General features: G+C 72.1%; 31 protein-coding genes and 1 tRNA gene. 15 read left to right on the top strand and 17 right to left on the bottom strand.

The window, feature by feature from the left end:
• Nucleotides 1–69 precede the first annotated feature (69 nt).
• Both PU704_RS11925 and PU704_RS11920 read left to right on the top strand, forming a co-directional pair.
• On the top strand, nucleotides 70–342 hold the full coding sequence (locus PU704_RS11925; protein ID WP_277551510.1) for a hypothetical protein: 273 nt from the start codon (nucleotides 70–72) through the stop codon (nucleotides 340–342).
• 17 nt (nucleotides 343–359) lie between these two features.
• Nucleotides 360–620 carry a hypothetical protein gene (locus PU704_RS11920; protein WP_277551508.1) on the top strand — a complete coding sequence of 87 codons (261 nt, stop codon included), beginning with the start codon at nucleotides 360–362 and terminating at the stop codon, nucleotides 618–620.
• A 64-nt stretch (nucleotides 621–684) separates the two neighbouring features.
• Here PU704_RS11920 and PU704_RS11915 read toward each other — a convergent pair whose 3' ends face one another.
• Nucleotides 685–897, bottom strand: a complete 213-nt coding sequence (locus PU704_RS11915) for a hypothetical protein (RefSeq protein WP_047804056.1) — start codon at nucleotides 895–897, stop codon at nucleotides 685–687.
• Between the two features lie 221 nt (nucleotides 898–1,118).
• On the opposite strand from PU704_RS11915, the gene PU704_RS11910 reads away from it, so the two are divergent.
• Entirely contained in the window at nucleotides 1,119–1,952 is an 834-nt protein-coding gene (locus PU704_RS11910; RefSeq protein WP_277551507.1) for a hypothetical protein, read from the top strand.
• Between the two features lie 274 nt (nucleotides 1,953–2,226).
• Nucleotides 2,227–2,691 (top strand): ester cyclase, encoded by a 465-nt coding sequence (locus PU704_RS11905; RefSeq protein ID WP_158041294.1) that lies wholly within the window; start codon nucleotides 2,227–2,229, stop codon nucleotides 2,689–2,691.
• 96 nt (nucleotides 2,692–2,787) lie between these two features.
• On the opposite strand, the gene PU704_RS11900 is transcribed toward PU704_RS11905, so the two are convergent.
• Nucleotides 2,788–3,045, bottom strand: a complete 258-nt coding sequence (locus PU704_RS11900; protein ID WP_075872805.1) for a hypothetical protein — start codon at nucleotides 3,043–3,045, stop codon at nucleotides 2,788–2,790.
• Between the two features lie 123 nt (nucleotides 3,046–3,168).
• A complete protein-coding gene (locus PU704_RS11895) occupies nucleotides 3,169–3,510 on the bottom strand; it encodes a hypothetical protein (protein ID WP_277551506.1) in 342 nt (113 codons plus the stop codon).
• 96 nt (nucleotides 3,511–3,606) lie between these two features.
• Here PU704_RS11895 and PU704_RS11890 point away from each other — a divergent pair, with 96 nt between their 5' ends.
• The 6 genes from PU704_RS11890 to PU704_RS11865 all read left to right on the top strand — a co-directional run bounded on the left by PU704_RS11890 (nucleotide 3,607) and on the right by PU704_RS11865 (nucleotide 6,695).
• The gene (locus tag PU704_RS11890; protein ID WP_075872842.1) at nucleotides 3,607–4,437 is read left to right on the top strand and encodes a hypothetical protein; all 831 of its coding nucleotides are present in this window, start codon (nucleotides 3,607–3,609) and stop codon (nucleotides 4,435–4,437) included.
• Nucleotides 4,410–4,550 carry a hypothetical protein gene (locus tag PU704_RS11885; protein WP_277551505.1) on the top strand — a complete coding sequence of 47 codons (141 nt, stop codon included), beginning with the start codon at nucleotides 4,410–4,412 and terminating at the stop codon, nucleotides 4,548–4,550. Before PU704_RS11890 ends, PU704_RS11885 begins: the two co-directional genes overlap by 28 nt.
• A gap of 10 nt (nucleotides 4,551–4,560) precedes the next feature.
• Nucleotides 4,561–5,211, top strand: coding sequence for a hypothetical protein (locus tag PU704_RS11880; RefSeq protein ID WP_277551504.1), 651 nt, complete (start codon nucleotides 4,561–4,563; stop codon nucleotides 5,209–5,211).
• Nucleotides 5,212–5,293: 82 nt separating this feature from the next.
• The gene (locus PU704_RS11875; RefSeq protein ID WP_277551503.1) at nucleotides 5,294–5,659 is read left to right on the top strand and encodes a hypothetical protein; all 366 of its coding nucleotides are present in this window, start codon (nucleotides 5,294–5,296) and stop codon (nucleotides 5,657–5,659) included.
• 264 nt (nucleotides 5,660–5,923) lie between these two features.
• Nucleotides 5,924–6,193, top strand: coding sequence for a PLD nuclease N-terminal domain-containing protein (locus tag PU704_RS11870; RefSeq protein WP_075872810.1), 270 nt, complete (start codon nucleotides 5,924–5,926; stop codon nucleotides 6,191–6,193).
• Between the two features lie 4 nt (nucleotides 6,194–6,197).
• Complete coding sequence (locus tag PU704_RS11865) at nucleotides 6,198–6,695, top strand: hypothetical protein (protein ID WP_139318617.1); 498 nt, start codon at nucleotides 6,198–6,200, stop codon at nucleotides 6,693–6,695.
• On the opposite strand, the gene PU704_RS11860 is transcribed toward PU704_RS11865, so the two are convergent.
• The gene (locus PU704_RS11860; protein WP_277551502.1) at nucleotides 6,692–6,892 is read right to left on the bottom strand and encodes a hypothetical protein; all 201 of its coding nucleotides are present in this window, start codon (nucleotides 6,890–6,892) and stop codon (nucleotides 6,692–6,694) included. The two genes, PU704_RS11865 and PU704_RS11860, sit on opposite strands and share 4 nt — an antisense overlap.
• A 41-nt stretch (nucleotides 6,893–6,933) precedes the next feature.
• Nucleotides 6,934–7,107 carry a hypothetical protein gene (locus PU704_RS11855; RefSeq protein ID WP_277551501.1) on the bottom strand — a complete coding sequence of 58 codons (174 nt, stop codon included), beginning with the start codon at nucleotides 7,105–7,107 and terminating at the stop codon, nucleotides 6,934–6,936.
• A gap of 119 nt (nucleotides 7,108–7,226) precedes the next feature.
• Here PU704_RS11855 and PU704_RS11850 point away from each other — a divergent pair, with 119 nt between their 5' ends.
• The 3 genes from PU704_RS11850 to PU704_RS11840 all read left to right on the top strand — a co-directional run bounded on the left by PU704_RS11850 (nucleotide 7,227) and on the right by PU704_RS11840 (nucleotide 8,382).
• The gene (locus PU704_RS11850; protein WP_277551500.1) at nucleotides 7,227–7,373 is read left to right on the top strand and encodes a hypothetical protein; all 147 of its coding nucleotides are present in this window, start codon (nucleotides 7,227–7,229) and stop codon (nucleotides 7,371–7,373) included.
• A gap of 21 nt (nucleotides 7,374–7,394) precedes the next feature.
• Nucleotides 7,395–7,577 carry a hypothetical protein gene (locus tag PU704_RS11845; protein WP_277551499.1) on the top strand — a complete coding sequence of 61 codons (183 nt, stop codon included), beginning with the start codon at nucleotides 7,395–7,397 and terminating at the stop codon, nucleotides 7,575–7,577.
• A 142-nt stretch (nucleotides 7,578–7,719) separates the two neighbouring features.
• Nucleotides 7,720–8,382, top strand: a complete 663-nt coding sequence (locus tag PU704_RS11840; RefSeq protein WP_277551498.1) for a pentapeptide repeat-containing protein — start codon at nucleotides 7,720–7,722, stop codon at nucleotides 8,380–8,382.
• Here PU704_RS11840 and PU704_RS11835 read toward each other — a convergent pair.
• The 3 genes from PU704_RS11835 to PU704_RS11825 form a co-directional block, all read right to left on the bottom strand.
• Nucleotides 8,355–8,855 (bottom strand): DUF6578 domain-containing protein, encoded by a 501-nt coding sequence (locus PU704_RS11835; protein WP_277551497.1) that lies wholly within the window; start codon nucleotides 8,853–8,855, stop codon nucleotides 8,355–8,357. The genes PU704_RS11840 and PU704_RS11835 overlap by 28 nt on opposite strands.
• A 172-nt stretch (nucleotides 8,856–9,027) precedes the next feature.
• The gene (locus PU704_RS11830; RefSeq protein WP_277551496.1) at nucleotides 9,028–9,597 is read right to left on the bottom strand and encodes a dihydrofolate reductase family protein; all 570 of its coding nucleotides are present in this window, start codon (nucleotides 9,595–9,597) and stop codon (nucleotides 9,028–9,030) included.
• Nucleotides 9,594–10,142 (bottom strand): hypothetical protein, encoded by a 549-nt coding sequence (locus PU704_RS11825; protein ID WP_277551495.1) that lies wholly within the window; start codon nucleotides 10,140–10,142, stop codon nucleotides 9,594–9,596. The genes PU704_RS11830 and PU704_RS11825 overlap by 4 nt, the downstream gene beginning before the upstream one ends.
• Before the next feature lie 411 nt (nucleotides 10,143–10,553).
• Between PU704_RS11825 and PU704_RS11820 the strand changes: the two genes are divergently transcribed.
• Nucleotides 10,554–11,273 (top strand): hypothetical protein, encoded by a 720-nt coding sequence (locus PU704_RS11820; protein ID WP_277551494.1) that lies wholly within the window; start codon nucleotides 10,554–10,556, stop codon nucleotides 11,271–11,273.
• Nucleotides 11,274–11,393: 120 nt separating this feature from the next.
• Here the strand turns inward: PU704_RS11820 and PU704_RS11815 are convergent.
• Nucleotides 11,394–11,467 (bottom strand) — tRNA-Leu (locus PU704_RS11815).
• A 228-nt stretch (nucleotides 11,468–11,695) separates the two neighbouring features.
• Here PU704_RS11815 and PU704_RS11810 point away from each other — a divergent pair.
• The gene (locus PU704_RS11810) at nucleotides 11,696–11,974 is read left to right on the top strand and encodes a hypothetical protein (RefSeq protein ID WP_075872844.1); all 279 of its coding nucleotides are present in this window, start codon (nucleotides 11,696–11,698) and stop codon (nucleotides 11,972–11,974) included.
• Here PU704_RS11810 and PU704_RS11805 read toward each other — a convergent pair.
• From PU704_RS11805 to eno, 8 genes are all read right to left on the bottom strand, one after another.
• A complete protein-coding gene (locus PU704_RS11805) occupies nucleotides 11,962–13,038 on the bottom strand; it encodes a hypothetical protein (protein ID WP_277551493.1) in 1,077 nt (358 codons plus the stop codon). The genes PU704_RS11810 and PU704_RS11805 overlap by 13 nt on opposite strands.
• A 429-nt stretch (nucleotides 13,039–13,467) precedes the next feature.
• On the bottom strand, nucleotides 13,468–13,812 hold the full coding sequence (locus tag PU704_RS11800; RefSeq protein WP_047804039.1) for a hypothetical protein: 345 nt from the start codon (nucleotides 13,810–13,812) through the stop codon (nucleotides 13,468–13,470).
• A 191-nt stretch (nucleotides 13,813–14,003) separates the two neighbouring features.
• Nucleotides 14,004–15,413: an NAD(P)/FAD-dependent oxidoreductase gene (locus PU704_RS11795; RefSeq protein ID WP_277551492.1), complete on the bottom strand. Its 1,410-nt coding sequence runs from the start codon at nucleotides 15,411–15,413 to the stop codon at nucleotides 14,004–14,006.
• Between the two features lie 86 nt (nucleotides 15,414–15,499).
• The gene (locus tag PU704_RS11790; RefSeq protein ID WP_277551491.1) at nucleotides 15,500–16,918 is read right to left on the bottom strand and encodes a S8 family serine peptidase; all 1,419 of its coding nucleotides are present in this window, start codon (nucleotides 16,916–16,918) and stop codon (nucleotides 15,500–15,502) included.
• A gap of 23 nt (nucleotides 16,919–16,941) precedes the next feature.
• Entirely contained in the window at nucleotides 16,942–17,892 is a 951-nt protein-coding gene (locus PU704_RS11785) for a Ppx/GppA phosphatase family protein (RefSeq protein WP_277551490.1), read from the bottom strand.
• Between the two features lie 73 nt (nucleotides 17,893–17,965).
• Nucleotides 17,966–18,574 carry a DUF501 domain-containing protein gene (locus PU704_RS11780; RefSeq protein ID WP_277551489.1) on the bottom strand — a complete coding sequence of 203 codons (609 nt, stop codon included), beginning with the start codon at nucleotides 18,572–18,574 and terminating at the stop codon, nucleotides 17,966–17,968.
• An 8-nt stretch (nucleotides 18,575–18,582) separates the two neighbouring features.
• Nucleotides 18,583–19,362 carry an FtsB family cell division protein gene (locus PU704_RS11775; protein WP_277551488.1) on the bottom strand — a complete coding sequence of 260 codons (780 nt, stop codon included), beginning with the start codon at nucleotides 19,360–19,362 and terminating at the stop codon, nucleotides 18,583–18,585.
• A gap of 113 nt (nucleotides 19,363–19,475) precedes the next feature.
• Nucleotides 19,476–20,759, bottom strand: a complete 1,284-nt coding sequence (eno, locus tag PU704_RS11770; RefSeq protein WP_047804034.1) for a phosphopyruvate hydratase — start codon at nucleotides 20,757–20,759, stop codon at nucleotides 19,476–19,478.
• Nucleotides 20,760–20,845 lie beyond the last annotated feature (86 nt).

Raw genomic sequence — 20,845 nt, 5'->3', positions numbered from 1 at the left:
GCGGACAGACAAGTGTTTGCTGGTGCACACATTCTGGTGGAGAACATCCCTCACCGCCGGAGGCCCACCATGCCCGACTCCTTCGTCTCGTGGGTGCTGCTGGCCGCCATCCCCGTGCTGCTCGTGGTCGGGGGCCTGTCCGCCCTGCACTGGAGCCGCTACATCGGCACGCTGACCCGGCTGCACCGATCCCGCAGCGGGGCGCAGGCCGCCCTGGCCCCGTCCACGGTGGCATGGCTGGAGCTGCGCGGGGAGCAGCAGTACCGCCGGGCCTACCGCCGCACGTGGGAGCTCGTGGGCGTGCTGACCCTGGGGCTGGCCGTGGCGCTGGCCGTCGGCTGAGCGGCCGGAGATCCCCGATGGTGCAGCTGCCCGGCGTCCTCGTGCTCTACGGATGCCTCGTCGTGGCCGCCTCCGTCGCCACGTCGGCGTGGAGCCTGGTCCAGGCCGGGCTGCACCGCTCCGGGCCCGGCCGGCGGCGGGCCCCCGGATCGCGGGCGGCCGCGGCCGCGCACCTGGACCGGGCCGTGGCCGGCGCGGGCCTGGCCGCGGCGACCGCCGCCCTCCCCCTCGGCCTCGGCCACGCGCAGCTGCTCCACGTCCTCCTCACGGCGCTCTGATCACCCCGGCCCCACGGGCCTCGCCGCACGGCCCACGACGCCGCCGCGGGCCGCACGTCCGCGCTCAGACCAGCGGGACCAGACCCGACCGCAGCAGCGGCAGCCCGCGCACCGTGAGGAACTGCTCGATCGTGGTCACCGACGGCGACGTGCGGTCCTCCTCCGCGTCCCACACCGCCTCGCACTCGTCGCAGAACTGGACGATCTCCTGCGTGGCGGTCACCCGGTAGCGGGCCACCGTGCCCCAGTCGCACTCGGTGCACTCGTTGGACTCCATGCCAGCGCACTCCTTCGGGCCGTCCCGGCCGGTCCCGGGAGGTCGTCGATGGACCGAGGACCCCACTGCACCGGTGCATCGGTGCGCTCGCGAGGTCCTCGATGGATCAGATTGTGCACCCGGACGCCCCCGTCACGGAAGAGCCCCGCCCCGCCCACCGCAGCTCCGGTCCGCGCACGGCCGGGAAGCGGAACACGCCGATCCGCAGTAAGGTCACCTCCATGCTGGACCAGCCGTACGAGATGATGGACGCCCGACAGGCCGCCGACGCGCTCGACGCCTATCTGGCCGAACGCGACCCGGCGCTGCGGCGTCTGCGCGGCGCCCTGGCGGACGGCGGCCTGGACCCTGACGAGACGCTCGACGGGTCGGTCTACTCCGTCTCCCCGCTGTGGGCCTGGATCACCGCACGGATCACCGAACTCGGGGTGGACCCGCACGCGCTCGCCGAGGATCCGACCCGTCCCGGCTGGCCGTCCTGGGCACGGCACGGCCGGCTCGTGGACCCGCACCCACCGGCCGAGACGATCGCGCTGGTCGACGGCTTCGCCTCCTACCTCGGCCGGGTGATCGACGCCGAGGCCCCCGACGCGGCCTGGCAGGTCGGGGAGCACCTCCTCGCCGACCACCCGCTGCTCAACTATCCCGTGCTCGCCACCGACCACCACCAGATCTTCCTGCCCGCCCTCCCGCTCTACAGCGCCTACCAGTCCGCTCACGGCCGATCCGCTATGAGCGGGTCGGAGATGCTCGCCCACACCCGCCGCACGATCGACGCCCTGAACGGAGAGGGCCCGGAGGCCGCCGCCATCGAGGAGCCTCTCGTGACGGTGGTCGCCGAGATCGACTGCTTCGACGTCGGCCTGCGCGAGGACATCTCCGCCGACCACCCGCAGATCGTGCCGCAGCTGATCGACGAGCTGTGCGCCCGGGACGGCGTCGAGTCCGTCCACCGCTACGGGCCCGCCGCCCTGGTCGTCGACGTCCCCGACTGGGACGAGCTGCGCCTCAAGCTGTGGTGCACCCTGTGGCTGCAGCGCCATCTGCCGCGCTGACCCGGCGCGCAACCGTTCAGCCGCAGGTGCCGTGGAGGCCCGGAACCGCCCCGGCACCGTGCGTTTCCGCGCGGTGCGGGGAAAGGTGGGCACGTGTACGCCTGGGTCCTGCCGTGGGGCGCCGGGGCGTGGCCGGGCACGGCCGGCGTCACGATGTGGTCGACGGTCACGGACCGGTGGCGATCGCGTCGAAAGGCTTGGAGACGCCCGCATGCGGTGCCTAGCGTCGGAGACAGCACGTCCCGGACAGCAAGGACCAGGAGTGGAGGCCGTCATGAACGACACGCACACATCCGTCGTGGGGCCCGTGCCCGGCGCGGGCGATGACCGCCGAGAAGCGGTCACGCGCGCCCTCGCGGCCCTCAACGCCCACGACGCCGCGGGCTTCGCCGCGGGCTTCGGCCAAGACGCGATCGTCTACACCCCCGCCGCACCCGGACCGCTGCAGGGCCGGGAAGCCATCGAGCAGGACACCCGCGGATGGATCAGCGCCATGCCGGACATGACGCTCGAGCTGGAGGAACTGCTCGAGGACGGATCCACGAACGTGCTCCGGCTGATGTTCGTGGGCACCCACACCGGGCCTCTGTCGATGCCGGCCGGGGAGGTGCCGGCGACCGGACGCCGCGTCTCGGTCCCCATGGCGGTCTTCGACCGGATCGGAGAGGACGGTCTGACCGCGGAGGAGCACCGCTACCTGGACATCATGGGCCTGGCCCAGCAGCTCGGCCTGGTCTGATCCGCCCCTGCACCACCGCCCCGGTACGACCGCTCCAGAGTCCTCGCCCCCGCCGCGGTGGGGCGCGGGACGCCGGGCCCGACCGGTCGGGGTCGGTCAGCGCGGACCCGCGCGTCCGGCGGTCGTGGGCCCGGCCCAGCACTTCGCCCGGGCCCGGGCCAGCTTCTCCGTCTGCCGCAGGTCGACCGCGACGCCGGCCACCCCAGTCAGCAGGGCGGCGGTGATGAACTCGATCTCGGCGAAGTGGACGGCCGCGCAGAACAGGACGGCGGTCAGCACGGCCAGGCCCGCCCGGGTGGCCGTCCGCGTCGCCGCGGCTGTCTCGTACGGGCTGCGCGTCGTCGGTGTGCTCATGGTGCCCGAGCCTGCCACCGTCTCATGTGCTGCACCTGGGTCGAAGCCGGGAGTGCCCCGCCGGGTGCGGCCGCCTGTGCCTGCGACACGTCGACTTGCAGCAGCCCGGCGTGACGGCGGTCGTCACGGCCGGTCCTGGGAGGCGAGGGTGTCGTCGAGCCAGTCCAGGACGCGGCGGTTGAGCAGGGACCGGTTCCGCATCTCGCAGTGCTCGCCGGCTCCTTCGGCCGCGGCGAACTCCAGCACCGTGGTCGGAGCCGACAGCGCGGCGGCGAGGTCGGCCACCCCGGCCGCCAGGGGACCGTTCTCCGCGCGGGTCAGCAGCACCGGGCAGCGGATCCCGGCGACGCGGTCGCGCAGGGTGAACCGAAGGGTCTGGGTGAGGAAGCCGCGCAGGTCGGTGACCCCGTTGGCCCAGAATCCGCGCCGGAGCACTCCCCAGGCCGGTCCGGGGGCGGCGCGCACGCCCTGCCGGACACAGCGTCACCCTGTGCATCAGCGGCGCACCGGCCGCATCCCGAGGAGGGTTCCCCCGATCCGAGCGGGGGTATGGTCATGCCCATGGGGGATCTGCTCTACGAGCTGATGGACGCCCGGCAGGCAGCGGACGCGCTGGACGCCTACCTGGCCGAACGCACCGGTGGGCTGCGCCGGCTGCGCGGGGCCCTGTCCGGCGCCGGTCTGGATCCCGAGGAGATGCTCGAGGGCTCCGTCTACTCGATCTCCCCGTTGTGGGCGTGGATCATTGCCCGGGCCATCGAGCTCGGGACCGTCCCGATGTCCCTGACCGAGGACCCCACCCGCCCCACCTGGCCGTCCTGGGCCCGGCACGGCCGACTGGTGGATCCGCACCCGCCGGCGGAGACCATCCTCCTGGTGGACGGCTTCGTGTCCTACCTCGGACAGATCCTGCGCACTGCCGTGCCCGAGGCGACCTGGGGCGTCGGAGAGCACCTGATCGGTGACCACCCGCTGCACAACCGGCCGGTGCTCGCCGCCGGTCACCACCAGATCTTCCTGCCCGCCTTCCCGCTCTACGGCGCCTACCAGTCAGCCCACGGGAGGTCCCCGCTGTCCGGGACGGAGATGCTCGATCACACCCGACGCACCATCGACGCCCTGCACGGACTGGGCCCGGAGGCCACCGACCTCCAGGAGCCGATGGTGACGGTGGTCGCCGAGGTCGGCTGCTTCGACGTCGGCCTGCGCGAGGACATCGCCGCGCACCCCGGGCTGGTGGAACAGCTGATCGCCGAGCTCGCCGACCGCGACGGTGTCGTGGCGGTGCACCGCTACGGACCCACCGCACTCACTGTCGACTTCCCCGACTGGGACGAACTCCAACTGAAGCTGTGGTGCACCCTGTGGTTGGAACGCCATCTGCCGCGCTGAACCGCCGGCTGGTCGCCGGGGCGGTGGTCACCGTGGCCGTGCTCGTGGCCGTGCGATCCAGCTCCCCGGCGCAGCGCACACACGTCCGCACCACCATCGGGCGCCGCCCGTAGAGTCCGCCTCATGGCGATGACGCACTACCTGAAGATGACCAGGCGCCAGGCCGCCCACGCCCTGGAGGAGTACTTGTCCGAACGCCCCGCGGCACTGGCCCGGCTGCGCGAGGAACTCGCCATCGACGGCCTGGACCCAGACGCCCTGCTGGACGGGACCCCGCAGTCCCTCACCCCGCTGTGGGTGTGGGTCGCCAGCCGCATCATGACTCCGGAGGACGAGGACGTCCCCTGGGTGCTCAAGAGCCCGCTCGGCGCCTCGGAAACCTATCCTCCGAACCTGGTCGCCGTCGAAGCCAACCGGCTGCGCCGCGGCATGGGCCCACTGCGCGAGGACGAGATCACCGAGTACGCGACCACCGTCATCACCGAGCTGCGCGGGAAGAACGAGCCGGTCCCCGTGGTGGACGAGCCGCTCGTGGAGGTCGGGGCCGACGGCGACGAAGGGGTCTTCGACGTCGGACTGCACGAGGAGATCGCCCACGAGCACTCACACACGGTGAACCGGTTGGTCAAGGAGCTTGCCACCCAGCCCGGCGTCGTCTCGGCCCACCGGGAGGACCGGGAGGTGGTGCTGGTGCGCGCCCCGGACTGGGACGCCCACCAGCTCGAGCAGTGGGTCCTCGACTGGCTGAAGGCACGGATCGCCGAACTGGGCTGAGCCCCACGGGCCGCGCACTGCACATCTCCGACCGCACCGTCTGACGCCCGGTCATCACCTCACGGTCGCCGCCGCGACCACCGTGGAGCTCACGCCCCGATGCGTCATCCCCGCTCCCTCGCAGCTGCACGACCTCCGCCCGACCGAGTTCGCCGGCGTCGCGAGCACCACGATCCACCCGCACGGGAGCTACGAGGCGCTGGCCTTCACTGTCAACGACCTCATCGGGGTCGGCCTCTCCGGCGCCGACTTCGGCGACTGCTCCTCCACCGCGCTGAACACGCTCCCCGATCAGGGCTTCAGCCGCCCACGCCGTCCGCTCCCCTACCGTTGGGACATGGATCTCGTTTCGACGTTCCCGGGTGCGGCTATCGCCTCTGTCTTCTGGATCGCGGTCAGCCCGTCCCGCCGCCGCGTAGAAGCCAGCCACCGGGCAGAGGAGAAGTGATGACCACGTCCATCTGCAGTGACCAGGCCAGCCGTTGAGTCCGGCCCGGTTCCACGACGACTGGATTCACGCTCCGAGCATCATGGCTTGGATCGGGTTGTTGATCGCGGTTGGCCTCGCTCTGTCGACCTACCTGTTCGAGGGTCTCGCCATGAAGTGGGCTGTCGCCGTGACGCAGTACGTGGCGGCTTCCCTTCTCGGCTGGTGGTGGGTGCGCCGGCGAGCTGTCGAGGCACGGGCACGAGAAGCTGAAGGACTCCGCTCATGACCGGTGCCCCTGCCGCTCTGGTCCTCGGCGAGGCCACCGGCGCGAATCCGATCCTCCCCACGCACTGGGAGTTCACTGCGCTGCTGGCCGGCGGAGTGCTGATCGCGCTGGTCGCCGTCGCGGTGGTCTCCCTTTCACGGGACCGTCACTACACCGCGGTCCAGCGATTGCTGTGGCTGCTCGTCATCATGGCGGCCCCAGTCCTCGGCCCGCTCCTGTGGCTGGCCGTCGGCCGGCGCCGCGCACCCGAGCCTCGGAGGGGCTGACGACATGACGACAGAACGCAGCCACGACGGGACCACCTCATCCGCGACCTCAGTTCCGCCTCGCACGCGACCTCGCTACTGGGTGCTGCAGGTGCTGCTGCGCGTGGTCCCGGTCGTCGTCGTGCTGCAGGGGAGCTTCGAAGTGCTGCTGCGCAACAACTGGTTCGTCACCGACTCCCCGTACATGCCCGGACTCGTGGCCGCGATGCTCGCCTTCGTGCCGGCGGGCATCTGGGCGGTGGCCGACGGATACCGGTACGTGCCCACGCCGCAGGTGGTCGCCCTGTGGGCTGCGGCGGGAGCCATGGTGGCGGTCGTGAACCTGGTCTACGGCTACATGATGGGTCTGTGGGGGATGGTGCTGGACCTTCCGCTGGGCGATCTGGCGCGGATGGTGGAGCCGCTTTTCGTGCACGCGGTGATGTACGCCGCGCCCGCCGCCCTGCTTGCCCTGCTGGGCGCCGGCCTGTATCGCTACCGCGAGTCGCACGCCTCCTCCTAGACCAGAGGCTCGGAGCCCCGCCGCGCCTTTTTCCGAGCCTTCCGCCTGTCGTGCCACCGCGTTCCGAGGACCGAGCCGACGACCAGCCCGATCGCCAGCAGCATGTTGCCGGTGCGCACGGCATGCCGGATGAGGAACGCGAGCAGGAACGGCAAGGCGATCAGTGCCAGGAGCCCCTGCCGTTCGGCCCGGCGCACCCGAGCCGATGGCGAGGCCCGATGCCGCGGGCATCTCCTGCTCACCGACCACCCCGCCGCTTCTCACGAATGTCGAGCACCGCAGCCACCACGAGCACCACAGCCATGCCGAACAGCATCCACCCGCCCCAGCTGCCTCGGGTGGTGAAGACGACGGCGCCGACCACCGTCACCGCGGCCAGCACCACGATGATCCATGAGACTTTCGTCCCCACGACGCTCCCCTCTCCCCCCGCGCCCCCGATGCTCGCATCCTGGCACGCCGGCGACTCCGCCGTCCTTCCCCTCATGTGTACCTGTCACGCCGCCTCGACCCGCCGGTAGCGTCAGCGCCATGGACCAGTCCGCCCCGCGCACCGACGAGGTGCCTGTGCCGACGGCTGGTCCCGTCCTCTTGATCGTCACCGGGATCGAAGCCGTGCGTGCTCCCAAGGCCTGGGCCTACCTGCGCGCTCTGCACACCGCTGAGCGCACCGGCTGAGGACCTGGAACAGGAGACACCATGACTAAGGGAAGAGCTCCGATCAGCGGGTCCATCGCGATCGCCTGCGGCGTCCTCTTCGTCGCCGCAGTGGTCCTCGCGCTGATCGGCATGATGTCGTGGTTCACAGCGGCCAACTCGCTGCTCACCTTCGTCATCACCGTGCTCACCTGGCGGCGCTTTCGGACCAGCGACCTCGAGTAGCGCCGGCGCATGGAGCGCCTGGACCAGCGACTGCGCGCCGAGCAGTAGACCGCCGCCGTCGCACGGGCCTGCACACCGCCGGCCGCACCGGCTGACGACCCGGCCGCACATCTCGCTGAACCCCCCGGCTACCGTGGAACCCATGCCCCGACGCACCATCCCCGCTCCCCCACGGCTGCACGACCTCCACCTGCCCGAGCTCGCCGACGGCGCGAGCACCACGATCCACCCGTACGGCAGCTACGAGGCGCTGGCCTTCACCGGCGACGACCTCACCGGGGCCGACCTCTCCGACATCGGCTTCAGCGACTGCTCCTTCACCGCGCTGAACATCCACGAGCTGGAACTCACCAGCGCCCGGATCTCCGACTCGCTGCTCGCCCGGCTGGACATCCCCACCGTCGCAGCCGCCTACGCCCGATTCCGGAACACCGTGCTCGAGCACTCCCGGCTCGGGGTGCTGCAGTGCATCGAAGGCACCTGGGACGCCGTCCACGTCCGCGGCGCCAAGCTCGGCTACCTCAGCCTGCGCGGAGCCACCGTGCGCGACGTGCTCTTCACCGACTGCGTCATCGGCGAGCTGGATCTGACCGGCGCCCGGGTCGAACGGCTGGCGTTCACCGATTCCGAGCTCAGCACCCTGGACGTCTCCGGGGCGACCCTGCGCGACGTCGACCTGCGCAGGCTCGACCTACCGGAGATCACCGGCCTGAGCCACCTGCGCGGGGCGACGATCGACCATCTCCAGCTCCAGCAGCTGGCCCCTCAGCTGGCCGCTCACGTGGGCATCGACGTCGAGGACTGAGCACACGCTCGGTGGCCGGTCCGTCGGCCCCGGTCTTGGCCCTGACCCAACCAGTCGTCCTGGCCGTCACCGACGTAACCCGGCAGCACCGCGTCCTCGGCGACCTCCAGCCGAACACGGTAGACCAGCAGACGGTGCTCTGCCGAGCACCCCGGCAGCTGGGTGCCGGCGCCGGGGACCGCGTCGAGCCCCACGGCCACTTCGCTGCTGGGCCGCACGGTGAGTTCACCCGGGTGCGGTCCCTCGTCGAAGGCGTAGTGCAGCCCCTGGATGGTGCGCACGGTGCCGGTCACCGGCAGGTGCGGCACATGCTCGGGCGTCTCGCCGTGGTGCTCCTCGCGGTAGCGCCGCACCGTGCCGGCGTCCTTGATCGGGGCTCGGGCCACCAGCTTCCAGGTGACGGTCGCCCCGATCCGGAACGGGTCTCCGCAGCAGTGCTGCTCCCACTCACTGAGCCCCACCTCGATCATCATGGAGTCAACCTAGCGCCGCGTCAGGCAGCATCCGCCCTGGCCGCTGCCAGTGCCTCCGGGCCATACCCCGCCGACATGCCCGCTCGTCCGCGCCACGGCCGGCGCGGGGCAGCGAGACTCCGAGTCGTCGTTCCGTCGCGAGGCAGCGGCCGACATGCCGGGACGAAGCACGTCAAGCCGCAATTCGCGTGGGCCGGTATCGAAGGGCGACCGCCCCCGACCGGAACTCATGGCGGTCCACGAGCTCGAGCTGGACGCGCTCGCGCAGACCGGCGAGCAACGTCGGCCCGTGCCCGGCAAGGACCGGCTGCACCAGGAACTCGTACTCGTCGATCAGTCCCAGATCCGCCAACGCCGTCGGGAGCGTCACGCCACCCACCCACAGGCCGTTGCCCGACTCCTGCTTGAGCCGCTGAACCGCTTGCCCCAGGTCGCCCTGCACCAGCTCGGCGTTCCAGTCGACCCCGCTCAGCGTGCTCGACACGACGTACTTCTTCACCCGGTCGATGGCCTCGGCGAAGGGGGTCTCCCACTCGTCCATCCAGTCGGGCCACGGGCCCGTGGCCGGCTTCCGCCACGCCGACTCCATCATCTCGTAGGTCACCCGGCCGAACAGCAGGGCATCGGCTCGCTCCATCTCAGCGGTCCAGTAGCGCATCGACTCCTCGTCCGGGGGGAGCCCCGCCTCGTGATGACAGCAGCCGTCGAGCGTGACGTTGATCGAGTATCGAAGTGGTCTCATCTCGTTGTCCTCCCTTGTTGTGGTGCCGGCTCGGCTGCCTCAGCGGCCGGCCTGCTCCGTGCCACACCCCGTTCCTCGGCGAGGTGATCGCACTTCCGCTGGATCGCCCCGGCCACCCGGTAGGACTTCGCGGCCGAGACGACCACCGACGTCGACCCGGTGCTGATGCGCACGCTGGGCCCGCCCGTCAGGTAGCCGGTGGCCCGGTCGTCCAAGCGGCGCCGGCCGATGCGCCACCACTCGGTGCGCGGCCCGACGGCCGCCTCGGTGATGTCCTCGTAGGGGATCCTCGCCTTGTGCAAGCCGAGCCGGATGTCCACGGCGTCGTCCTCCAGTCGAATGACGACCGATCTGTGCAGAGCGAACGAGTACGCCGTGAAGCCGATGAAGAACACCGGTCCGGTCGTCAGAAGATACGGCCCGTCCGGTACGAGCGCGGACGCGACCATGATCAGCGCGAAGAACACGACGGCGATCGCGACCCGGATCCGCCACGACTGGAACGTGACGAACTGCGGTGTCTCCTCATCGGCACGATCGGTCATGCCTCATGATCGCCGACCGCGCAGGCCGGGGGTAGACCCGGCGCCCGGTAGGGCAGGTGACCAGGCGGTCGCCCTCCTCGCCGGCGACGCAATTCACGCAGGGTCATCGTCGCGGGGTCCGGGGCGCATGTCTCAGAGATGTCGTCACCGTGTCGACGGCACGAGGAGCGTGCTGCGGGACGCACCGGTGCGCCTCACGCCGCGGCCGGGCAGCACCCGCAGGGCGGACAGTCTCACGGCGGCTCGGTGATGCCCTGGATGAACGGGCGAGGCTTCTCGTCGGCCCGGCGTGGCCGGTCAGGAGCATGCCGGACAACCGACAGGGCTGGCTCAGCAACACCACAGGGTCAGCCCGTAGACATGAACCATGAGGCGGCCCGCCTTGGTCCGGCCGAATCCCAGGAGAGACCCGTGAACCCCGAACCCCACACCGAGCACGCAGCCCACGAGGAAGTCGTCTCCGTCCTGGAAGTCCGCCATCCTGGCCTGCGTTTTCGCCGCGACGAGGACGGGTCGCTGCACCGCTTCGGCGCCCTCCCGCTCACGGCCACCGGTGTGCTGGACGAGCGCCCTTTCGTCTTCACGTACCAGGGTGACCTCGCGCGCTTCCGCGTGTGGCCCACCGGCACCCAGACCCCGAGCGTCCACGACCAGTGGCCCTCCGGATTCCCCAAGCTGGAGTCCTCCCGCGGCAGGATCGTGGGCGACCCGCTGTCCAACGTCCTGACGGCCGAACAGCTCATCGACGTGTTCGGCGAGATGAGCGAACAGGCCCTCACCCACCTGAAGCGGAACGCGGACTCCCTGAAGCCGGTCACGCTCACCATGCCGGGCAAGCTGCTGGAGCCCGAGCAGGTCACCGCGCTGCTGGCACCGTTCACCGGACGGGACCTCCCGCCGCAGGAGGCGCTGCTGGACTGTGCGAACCTCACCCACTTCTCCCTCGAAGCCCTGGGCCGGCTGGCCGAACGCACCGCCAGCCTCTTCAACATCACCACCCTGGTCGGGGCCAGCGACGAGCTGACCCACGCCTTCACCGACGAGGCGCAGGCGGAGGTGGTGCGCCGGATGAAGCTGGACCGGAGGGCTCGGCGCCGGGCGGAGCCGGAAGAGCGCGAACAGCGGGGCTGATCCGGGGCGCGCCGCTCCCGGGGCAGAACCCGTGCCGGAAATGGAGAACGACTCGGCGCACCGGCCACCTGCGTCGGTTACAGATTCGGACGACTTCCGCCTTCTTCCGCGGTTCTTCAGTGCCCCCAGTCAGACTCGAACTGACACTGAGCGGATTTTAAGTCCGCTGCCTCTGCCGATTGGGCTATGGGGGCCGGTGTCGCCTTCTCGGGCGCCGCACCACCCTATCTGGTCACGACGCCGGACGGAGCGACGCCACCCGTCCGGATCGAGTATTCTTCGACGGTGGTCGAGCAGCCGGCCGCGTCGTCGTCGAACACGCAGGAGGCTGCCGCCGTGCACCACCCATCCCTCGCATCCACCGCCCGGCGGTCCCTGGAGGAAACCTGCCCCGAGCACGCCGCGGGAATCCGGTGGGCGGCATGAGCGGCGACCCAGCGGTGCCGGGTGACCCGGCGCCCAGCACCTACCTGCCGCCGGAGGCGGCGTTCCCCGCGGATCTGACCGAGCTCGCCGAGACGGAGCTGCACGTGCTCCACAGCAAGGTCTCCCGCCAGCTCGAGCAGGAGTACCTCACCGTCCCGGACGGGGCCCATCCCCTCACCCTGGAGCGGTGCCAGGAGATCACCGTGGAGCTCGACGCCCGGGAGATCAGCGCCGCCCGCAGCGTCCCGGACGCGCTCCGGCCTCAGTCGTCGTAGGTGTCCGCGAGCTGCCGCCGCTGGTGCTCCCGCCGGCTGTAGGTGGCCTCGCGGATGGCCTCGTCGCTGTCGAAGTTCGAGCCCAGGGCTCCGGCGAGGGTGCCCAGGGACGCGGCCAGCCAGGACAGGTGCACGTAGTCCAGGACGCCGACGGGATGGCCGAGCTGGCTCTGGAGGTAGTCGGCCTCGATCACCGCCAGGGACACGGCGAAGAGCAGCGACCACAGCACCGCGTACATCATGGCCACGCTCAGCCACACGGTGATGACGGTGGAGGCGTTGTCGGACCCGGCCCGCCAGGGCTCGTCGGTGTCCCTGCTCCGGTTCCACAGGCTGTTGTGGAAGATGAGCCATCCGCTGAGCGCTCCGGTGACCACCACGCTGATCATGGCCAGCCGCGCCGGGTGGAGGGCGTCGGACATGTTCCAGATGGAGGCGTAGAAGATGCCGAAGGCGCCGGTGGCCGCGGCGGCGGCCACGCAGCTGGCCAGCGCGGGGAGGAGCCGTCCGGGGCGGTTGCTCAGCACCATGCCCGCCAGCAGCCGCAGCCGGTTCGCCCGTCCGGGCAGCACGATGTAGGACACGTCCCCGTCGCCGTCCGGCAGCACGCAGCGGACCTGGCCGTGCCCGAGCGCCTCCACGACCTCGGTCGCGGAGGGACACTGCGCGGTGCCCTCCTGCAGGGCGTCGACCAGTGCGGCGAGCAGCCGGCGCGCCTTCTGCGAGAAGTGGTCGAGGCCCAGGGTCGGCAGGGAGACGAGCGCCGCGGCCGCCTCGGCGCTGAGCTCGCACACCATCGGGGCCCCACCGTGGGAGCGGGGCAGGTCCGTCAGGTAGATCACGACGTCCCAGCCGTAGCGCTCCCGCAGCTCCTCCGCCCGGTCCAGCAGGGGGATGGCGCCCTCCTCGGTCAGCGGCAGCGTCTCGCGGCTGACCTCGATCTCCCAGGAGACGTCCGGACCGGAGCGCTCCGACAGCACCCCGGGCAGGTCCTCCGCGACCCGCCGCGCCACCTTCTCCGGCAGGCCGGGATCGGCCATGATCCCCACCGTCGTCGTCCGCATCGTCGTCCTCTCTCGTCGCGCGCCCGGCTCCGTCCACCGTCCACCGTCGTCCGGACTACCGGGCGGGTCGGGCGCACCGGGGCGCATCGGCAGGACACCGCGGCGCCCGAGGACCTTCCGTTCTGCTCCGAGCCTAGTCGCCGGTGACCGGTCCGGGACGGGCACCGCGCACGACCCGGGGCAGGACGCCGAGCTGCGGCGGCTCGCGGGCCGGCTGCCCGGCGTTGTGCGGGCAGGCCGCTGGTGACGACCGCCGCGCGATGCCTAGGCTGAGGAGCGGTCCAGCAGACGGCCGACGGAATGCATGCGACGAAGGATGCTCCCATGGACCTGCGGGCTCCCGGATGGTTGGCCGCCTGAACCGGTCGGCGCGCTGTCCGGGGCGCGCCCCGCCCGGTTCGCGCTCGTCCTGGTGGGCGAGGTGCCTGTTCAGGCCGCGAGTCCGGACGCCGCGTCCCGGCCGCGGTGCCCGCGGTGCAGTGCGGGGCGGTGCTCGGGCAGCGGATCCGGGAGCACGAGCTCCACCGGGCCGATCTGCTCGAGCATGGCGTCCTCGTCGAGTGACCAGCGCAGCAGGTCCACCGCGGAGGCCTCCACGTGGTCGGCGCAGGTCAGATCGACCGAGACGTTCGCCGGCGGGAACAGGGTGCGCGCCCGGAGGACGAGCGGACGCACGGCCTGGTGGTTGTGCTCGGTCAGGCATCCGCTGACGACCAGGCGCACGGCGGCGCCCTGCCGGTCGACCTGGACGAGGACGGAGACGTGGTGGTCCATGGGTGCACCCTTCTTCGCGTGCGGTGGCCGCGAGACGGTGTTCCGCGGTCGCGTCAGCCTAGGGAACGCAGCGCCCGCCCACAAGGAGGTGTGCGCTTAGCGGACCATCCCCGCCCGTGCCGGGCCCGGGAACGGCTCGACCCCGCCGCCGGCCGGTGCCGGAGCGGGGTCGAGCGGGTCGGACGGTGGTGTCAGAGGCTGGCCTTGCTGGCGGCCGGGGCGGTGCCGGTGGCCTCCTGGAAGTTCAGCCGGGGCTCGCGCGCGTTCCGGATCGGCGCGGTGTCGCGGCCGAACACGGCGTTCAGCACGTACTCGGAGAACACCCGGGCCTTGCGCTCCACGGTGGGGATCGCGTAGCCGTGGTAGAGGCGGTGCATCATCCACGCCGGGAAGCCGGAGAACTCGACCCCGTTGCCCTTGATGCCGGGCAGGTTCTTGATGCTGGCCACGCCCTTGTAGAGGCCGAGGCCGGCCACTGCGCCGAGGTTCTCGTGGTAGTAGTCCTCGAGCGGCTTGCCCGCGCGGGCGGCCAGGACGTTCTTGGCCAGGACGCGGGCCTGGCGCACGGCGTGCTGGGCGTTCGGCACGCAGAACCCGCCGACGCCGCCGCCGGTCAGGTCCGGGACGGCCGCGACGTCTCCGGCGGCCCAGGCACCCTCGAGGGGCCCGTCGTCGCCGGTGATCCGCAGGTCGGCCCCGGCGCGCACTCGCCCGCGCTGGTCCAGCGGGAAGTCGGTGTTCTTCACCAGGGGGTTGGCCTGCACGCCGGCGGTCCAGACGAGGGTGTCCGTGTCGATCTCGCCGGCCGGGGACTTGTCCTGCATGTTGATCAGCTTCAGGTGCTTGTCCACGGCGGAGTCGAGGGAGGTGTTGAGCAGCACCTCGATGCCGCGGCTGCGCAGGTGGGCCACGACCTTCTCGGCCCGCTCCTCGGAGACCTCCGGCATGATCCGGCCCATGGCCTCGATCAGCACGAAGCGCAGATCGGAGGGCTGCAGGCGGTCGTTGCGCTCCACGGCGCTGCGGGCCATGTCCTCGATCTCGGCGAGGCCCTCCGTGCCGGCGTACCCGCCGCCGACGACGACGAAGGTCAGCGCGCGGCGGCGCTCGTCCTCGTCGGAGGTCAGGGAGGCGTACTCGATGCGCTCGAGGACCCAGTCGCGCAGCCCGACGGCCTCCTCGATGGACTTCAGGCCGATGCCGTTCTCGGCGAGGCCCTCGATCGGGAAGGCGCGGGTGACGGACCCGCCGGAGATCACGATCTCGTCGTAGGCGAGCTCGAAGGTCTCGCCCTCGTCGACGCCCTGGATGGTCGCGGTGCGGTTGGCGTGGTCGACGCCGATCACGCGCCCGCCGATGAGCTCGCAGTCGCGCAGGTGCTGACGGTGCGGGACCACGGCGTGGCGCCCCTCGATGTTGCCGGCGGCCACCTCCGGGAGGAAGGGCAGGTAGGTCATGTACGGGTTGGGGTCGACGACGGTCACGACCCCGCCGGAGTCCTTGATCCGCTTCTGCAGTTCCTGCGCCACGGTGAAGCCGACGTAGCCTCCGCCGACGATCAGAAGGCGCGGACGATCCTTGGCCAGTTGAGTGAAAGACATGCCCCCGAGTCTACTCAGAAAGCTGTCGGCCCCGGATCCCCGGCGGAAGCCCCGCCACCGTGTCCGGGATCGGGCGGGACACCGGCTCAGGCTCCGCCGTCCGCGTCCTCGCGCACGATGCGGCGGATGTGCACCGCGGCGCCGGCGGTCAGGCCCAGGACGAGCAGACCGAATCCTGTGAGCACCACCACGGGCAGCAGGCCCGTCTCGTCGATCGGGGCGACCGGTTCGGGCGGGGCGACCTCGGCCTCGACCTCCTCGGTGACCGGTGCGGAGCTCTCCGAGGGCGTGGCCCCGGGGGTCGCCCCGGAGCTCGGCCGGTGCACCTGCACCCACTGCCGCATGCTGCCCAGCGGGTTCGCCTCGACCTCGGGGACGTCCTCGGTCAGCGCGGCCTCGACGTCGAGCACCCCGTAGCCGTAGAGCGGGTCCTTGCCCGGGGCCCCGGTGTCCCGGGCGGTGGAGATGATCCGGTTGGCGACCTGGGCGGAGCTCATCTCGGGCCACTTCGCCTTGATGAGGGCGGCGGTGCCCGCGACCACGGGCGCGGACGCGGAGGTCCCCGCCCAGGAGGCGTAGCGGTCCCCGGGGATGGCGCCCACCATGTCCTCGGAGGGGCCGGCGACGGCGATGGAGATGCCCTGGGAGGAGGACTCCCAGCTCGCCTCACCGGTGCGGCCCACGCCGCCCACCGTGAGCACCCCGGGGATGGTGGCCGGGGCGCCCACCTGGACGAGCCCGGATCCCCGGTTGCCCGCGGAGGCGACGATCAGGACGTCCTTCTCCTCGGCGTAGAGGAAGGCCTCGTCCCAGCTCTCGGGCCAGGAGGTGGTGTTGGAGCCCACGGACATGTTGATGACGTCCGCGCCCTGGTCCACGGCCCACCGGACGGCGTCCGGGAGCTGCTCGTCCACGCTGCGGACCTCGGAGGTCTCGCCGCCCAGCCACGTGGACACGGCGAGCACCTCGGCGTCGGGAGCCACGCCGACCACGCCGGCGGGCCGGCCGGGTCCGGCGTCGTCGCGCCCGCCCGGGGCCACGTGGCCGCGGCCCGCGGCCACGGAGGCCACGAGGGTCCCGTGCTCGGGCTCCGTGCCGAGGCCCTTCTGGCCGTCGGCGGCGCCCCCGCCCGAGACGTCGGTGCCGCCGACGACGGCGCCCTCCAGGTCCTGGTGGGTACCGTCCACCCCCGTGTCGATGACCGCGATCCGGGCGCCCTCCCCCGTCGACTCCTTCCAGGCCTCGCGCACCCCGTACTCGTCCAGCCAGTACTGCAGGGAGCGGATGCCGTCCTCGGCGATCCGCGAGGTGTCCGGGGCGGGGCTCTCACCGGGCGCCGCGGTGACGGGGTCCTCGATCGGGATGCTGGGGGCCGGGGCGGGCGGCCGGGCGTGGGCCGGCCCCGCCACGGCGGTGCCGGCCACGGCGCACACGGCCGCCGCTGCCGTCCACCGCACGGGCACGCGGGGGCGCGGAGCGCGGCGACGCACGGGGGTGGAGGCCATGGGTCCTTCCGGGTCGGGGCCGGTCAGCCGATCTGGGACAGGGCGATCCCGTCCAAAATATCGTGCTCGCTGGCGATCGCCGTGCACACCCGGCCGCCGGTGGCGGCCCCGACCCGCTCCACGATCCGGCGCCACACGAGGGCTCCGCCGCCGATGACGTCGACCCGGCCCTCGTGCATGTAGGGCAGCGCGGCCCGTTCCTTGCGGGTCATGGCCGTGAGTTCCCGGCACGCCCGGTCGATCCTGTCGGCCTGCAGCTCGGTCCCGTCGATCGCCTCCGGGTCGTAGCCGGGCAGTCCGAGCGCGTGCGCGGTGACAGTGGTGATCGTGCCGGCCACCCCCACGAGGTGGGTGGTCTCGGCCAGGGGCACGCTCTGCAGCACCACGTCCACGGCGTGGTCGACGTCGCGCAGCACGGCCTCCTGCTGCTCCGGCGTGGGCGGGTTGGAGCCCAGGTGCCGCTCGGTGAGCCGGACGCAGCCGATGTCCACGCTGCGCTCGGCACGGACGCCCCGCGAGTTGCCGAGCACGAACTCGGTGGAGCCGCCGCCCAGGTCGACCACGAGCACCCGGTCCTGCGGGTCGGTGCCGGGAACGGCCGCGGCCGCGCCGAGGAAGGACAGCTCCGCCTCCTCGTCCCCGGTGATCACCTCGGGGCTCACACCGAGTCGCTCGCGGATCCCCGCGAGGAAGACGTCTCGGTTGCCGGCGTCGCGGGTCGCGCTCGTGGCGACGAACCGCAGCTGCTCCACGCCGTGCTCCGCCAGGAGTCGGGCGTACTCGTCGGCGGCCGCGAAGGTGCGCTCCAGGGCCGCCTCCGCCAGCCAGCCGGTGGCGTCCACGCCCTGGCCCAGCCGGACCACGCGCATCTCCCGCACCAGGTCGTCGAGGACCGTGCGGCCGTCCTCCTCCCGGGTGTCGGCGATGAGCAGGCGGATGGAGTTGGTGCCGCAGTCGATGGCGCCTACGCGCATGGGTCGTCCTCGGGGTGGTGGGGGTGGTGGGGGCGGGGGAACGCCGGGCCGCCGGAGCGGACCGGTTGGGGACTCAGGCGTCGCGCCAGGCCGGGTCGCAGTGACAGGTTCCGGGGGTCCACCACTCGGCGATGGCCTCCAGGGTCTCGTCGCCGAGCACGTTGACGCCGCGGCCGGCCGCCAGGGCGTGGCCGGCGAGCACGTGCAGGCACTTGACGCGCACAGGCATGCCCCCGGCGGAGATGCCCTCGATCTCGGGGACGGGCCCCGTGCCCGCCTGGGCCCCGATCCGGGCGCGCTCGGCGAGGTAGTCCTCGTGCGCGGCGCGGTGGGCCGCGGCGAGCTCCTCGTCCTGCAGGATCCGGTCGGACATCTCGTACATCAGCCCGCCGGCCTCGAGCCGGGACACCGCGGCCGTGATCACCGGGTGGGCCAGGTAGAACACGGTGGGGAACGGCGTCCCGTTGGCCAGCCGGGGCGCGGTGGCCGCCACGAGCGGGTTCCCGCAGGTGCATCGGGCCGGGATCTCGACGACGTCGCGGACCGGGCGCCCGAGCTGGCGGGACAGGACCTGCAGGTCCAGGGCCGTGGGCGCGACCGTCTCGGCCGTCACCCCGAGCCCCCGCGGGGCGTGCGGTCCGCCCGCCGCCTCGCCGGGTTCGTGTCCGTGCTGGAAGTTCACGCCGTTCCTCACTCCGCGGCCGTGCCGCGGCTGTCCGTCGCCGCGTCCTGCGGCTCGTCGGTCCCGCCCGTCGGGGCGGGGGTCCCCTCGGCGGCGCCGTCCGCCGGGACCGGGGTCCCGGCGTCCGCGGCCCCGCCGGTGTCCTCGGCGGCACCGGTGCCGTCCGTGGTTCCGGTGCCGGTGCTGTCGATGCTGTCGGTGCTGTCGGTGCCGGTGGTCTCGTCGGTGCCCGTGGTGTCCGCGCTGCCGGTGGTGTCCTCGGTGCCGAGCGTCTCCGGTGCTGCGGCGGCGTCCTCGTAGGCGGAGGCGACCACGGAGTCCCAGAGCGCATCCACCCAGGCGGGCTTCTCGGCCTCCACCTGGGCCGCCGAGGAGTCGACCACGGCGCCCTCCATCTCCTCGGCGCCCACCACGAGGTAGGACCGCTCCCCCGGCATGACGTAGAGGAGCCGGTCCCGGGCCTGCTGCTTGACGTAGGTCTCGTCGGACCACTGGTCCACCCGGTCCTCCAGGGACGCCTGCTCGGCCTCCATGTCGGCGATGGACTGCTCGAGAGCCGCGATCTCGGCGCGCTGCTCGAGCCAGATCTTGGTGGTCGGGGCCGCCAGGAAGACGATGAGCACGGCCACGAGCGTCAGGAGCAGGAAACGGCCGCTGAAGGTGCGGGCGGGGGTGGGAGAGCCCACGGCGCTGGAGCCGCCGCCCGGTCGGCGGGTCCCCGGCGCGGTGCCCTGCGCGGCGTCCCGGCCGCCGAGCAGGCGGGTGGTGCGAGGACGGGGAGCGGGCATGGGGACCTCACGGGGAACGGGCGGGGACGGGGACCAGTCTAGCGCTCAGGGGGCGAGCCGTCCGGGGACGGCCCGCCCCCGCGGCGGCCGGACCCGCCGGCCGCCGCGTCGGCTCACTTCGCGGTGTAGCGCGGGAACGCCGAGGCGCCCGCGTAGCGGGCGGCGTCGCCGAGCTCCTCCTCGATGCGCAGCAGCTGGTTGTACTTCGCCACGCGCTCGGAGCGGGCCGGCGCACCGGTCTTGATCTGCCCGGCGTTGGTGGCCACCGCGATGTCGGCGATCGTGGTGTCCTCGGTCTCGCCCGAGCGGTGGGAGATCATGCAGTGGAACATGTGCCGCTGGGCCAGTGAGATGGCGTCGAAGGTCTCCGTGAGGGAGCCGATCTGGTTGACCTTCACGAGCAGCGCGTTGCCGGCGCCCTCCTCGATGCCGCGGGAGAGCCGCTCCGGGTTGGTGACGAAGAGGTCGTCGCCGACGATCTGCACCTTGGCGCCCACGGAGGCGGTCAGGGTCTGCCAGCCCTCCCAGTCGTCCTCGTCCAGCGGGTCCTCGATGGAGACGATCGGGTAGTCCCGCACGAGCTCCTCGTAGTAGGTGGTCATCTCCGCGGCGCTCAGCTGCTTGCCCTCGAAGCTGTAGGAGCCGTTCTCGAAGAACTCGGAGGAGGCGACGTCGAGGGCGAGCGCCACGTCGGTGCCGAGGGTGTAGCCGGCCTTCCCGATCGCCTCGGAGATGAGGTCCAGGGCCGCACGGTTGGACTCGAGGTTCGGGGCGAAGCCGCCCTCGTCGCCCAGGCCGGTGGCCAGCCCGCGCTCCTTGAGCACGGCCTTGAGGGAGTGGTAGACCTCCACACCGGTGCGCAGGGCCTCCGAGAAGGTCGCCGCGCCGATCGGGGCGATCATGAACTCCTGGATGTCCACGTTGGAGTCCGCGTGGGAGCCGCCGTTGAGGATGTTCATCATCGGCACCGGCAGCACGTGGGCGTTGGGCCCGCCCAGGTACTTGTAGAGCTCCAGGTCGGAGGCGTTGGCGGCCGCGCGGGCCACGGCGAGGGAGACGCCCAGGATCGCGTTGGCGCCGAGGCTGCCCTTGTTGTCCGTGCCGTCGAGGTCGAGCATGGTCCGGTCGATCAGGCGCTGGTCGGTGGCGTCGAGACCGATCACGGCCTCGGCGATCTCCTCGTCCACGGCCTTCACGGCGTCGAGGACGCCCTTGCCGAGGTACACCTTCTTGTCGCCGTCGCGGCGCTCGACGGCCTCGAAGGCTCCGGTCGAGGCGCCCGAGGGGACGGCCGCCCGGCCGTAGCTGCCGTCCTCCAGGAGGACCTCGACCTCCACGGTCGGGTTGCCGCGGGAGTCGAGGATCTGACGGGCGTGCACTGCGGTGATCATGGCCATGTGGTGCTCCTGACGTTGGTGCTGGCGTTCGTGCTGACGGTGGTGCTGGCGTGGAACGTGCGGGGCGGGCGGGAGACCGGTGCCGG

It is taken from the genome of Kocuria oceani (assembly GCF_029524215.1).
Taxonomy (GTDB): Bacteria; Actinomycetota; Actinomycetes; order Actinomycetales; family Micrococcaceae; genus Kocuria; species Kocuria oceani.
The sequence above is the reverse complement of the archived record's forward strand: the minus strand, read 5'-3'. Positions and strand labels throughout refer to the sequence as shown.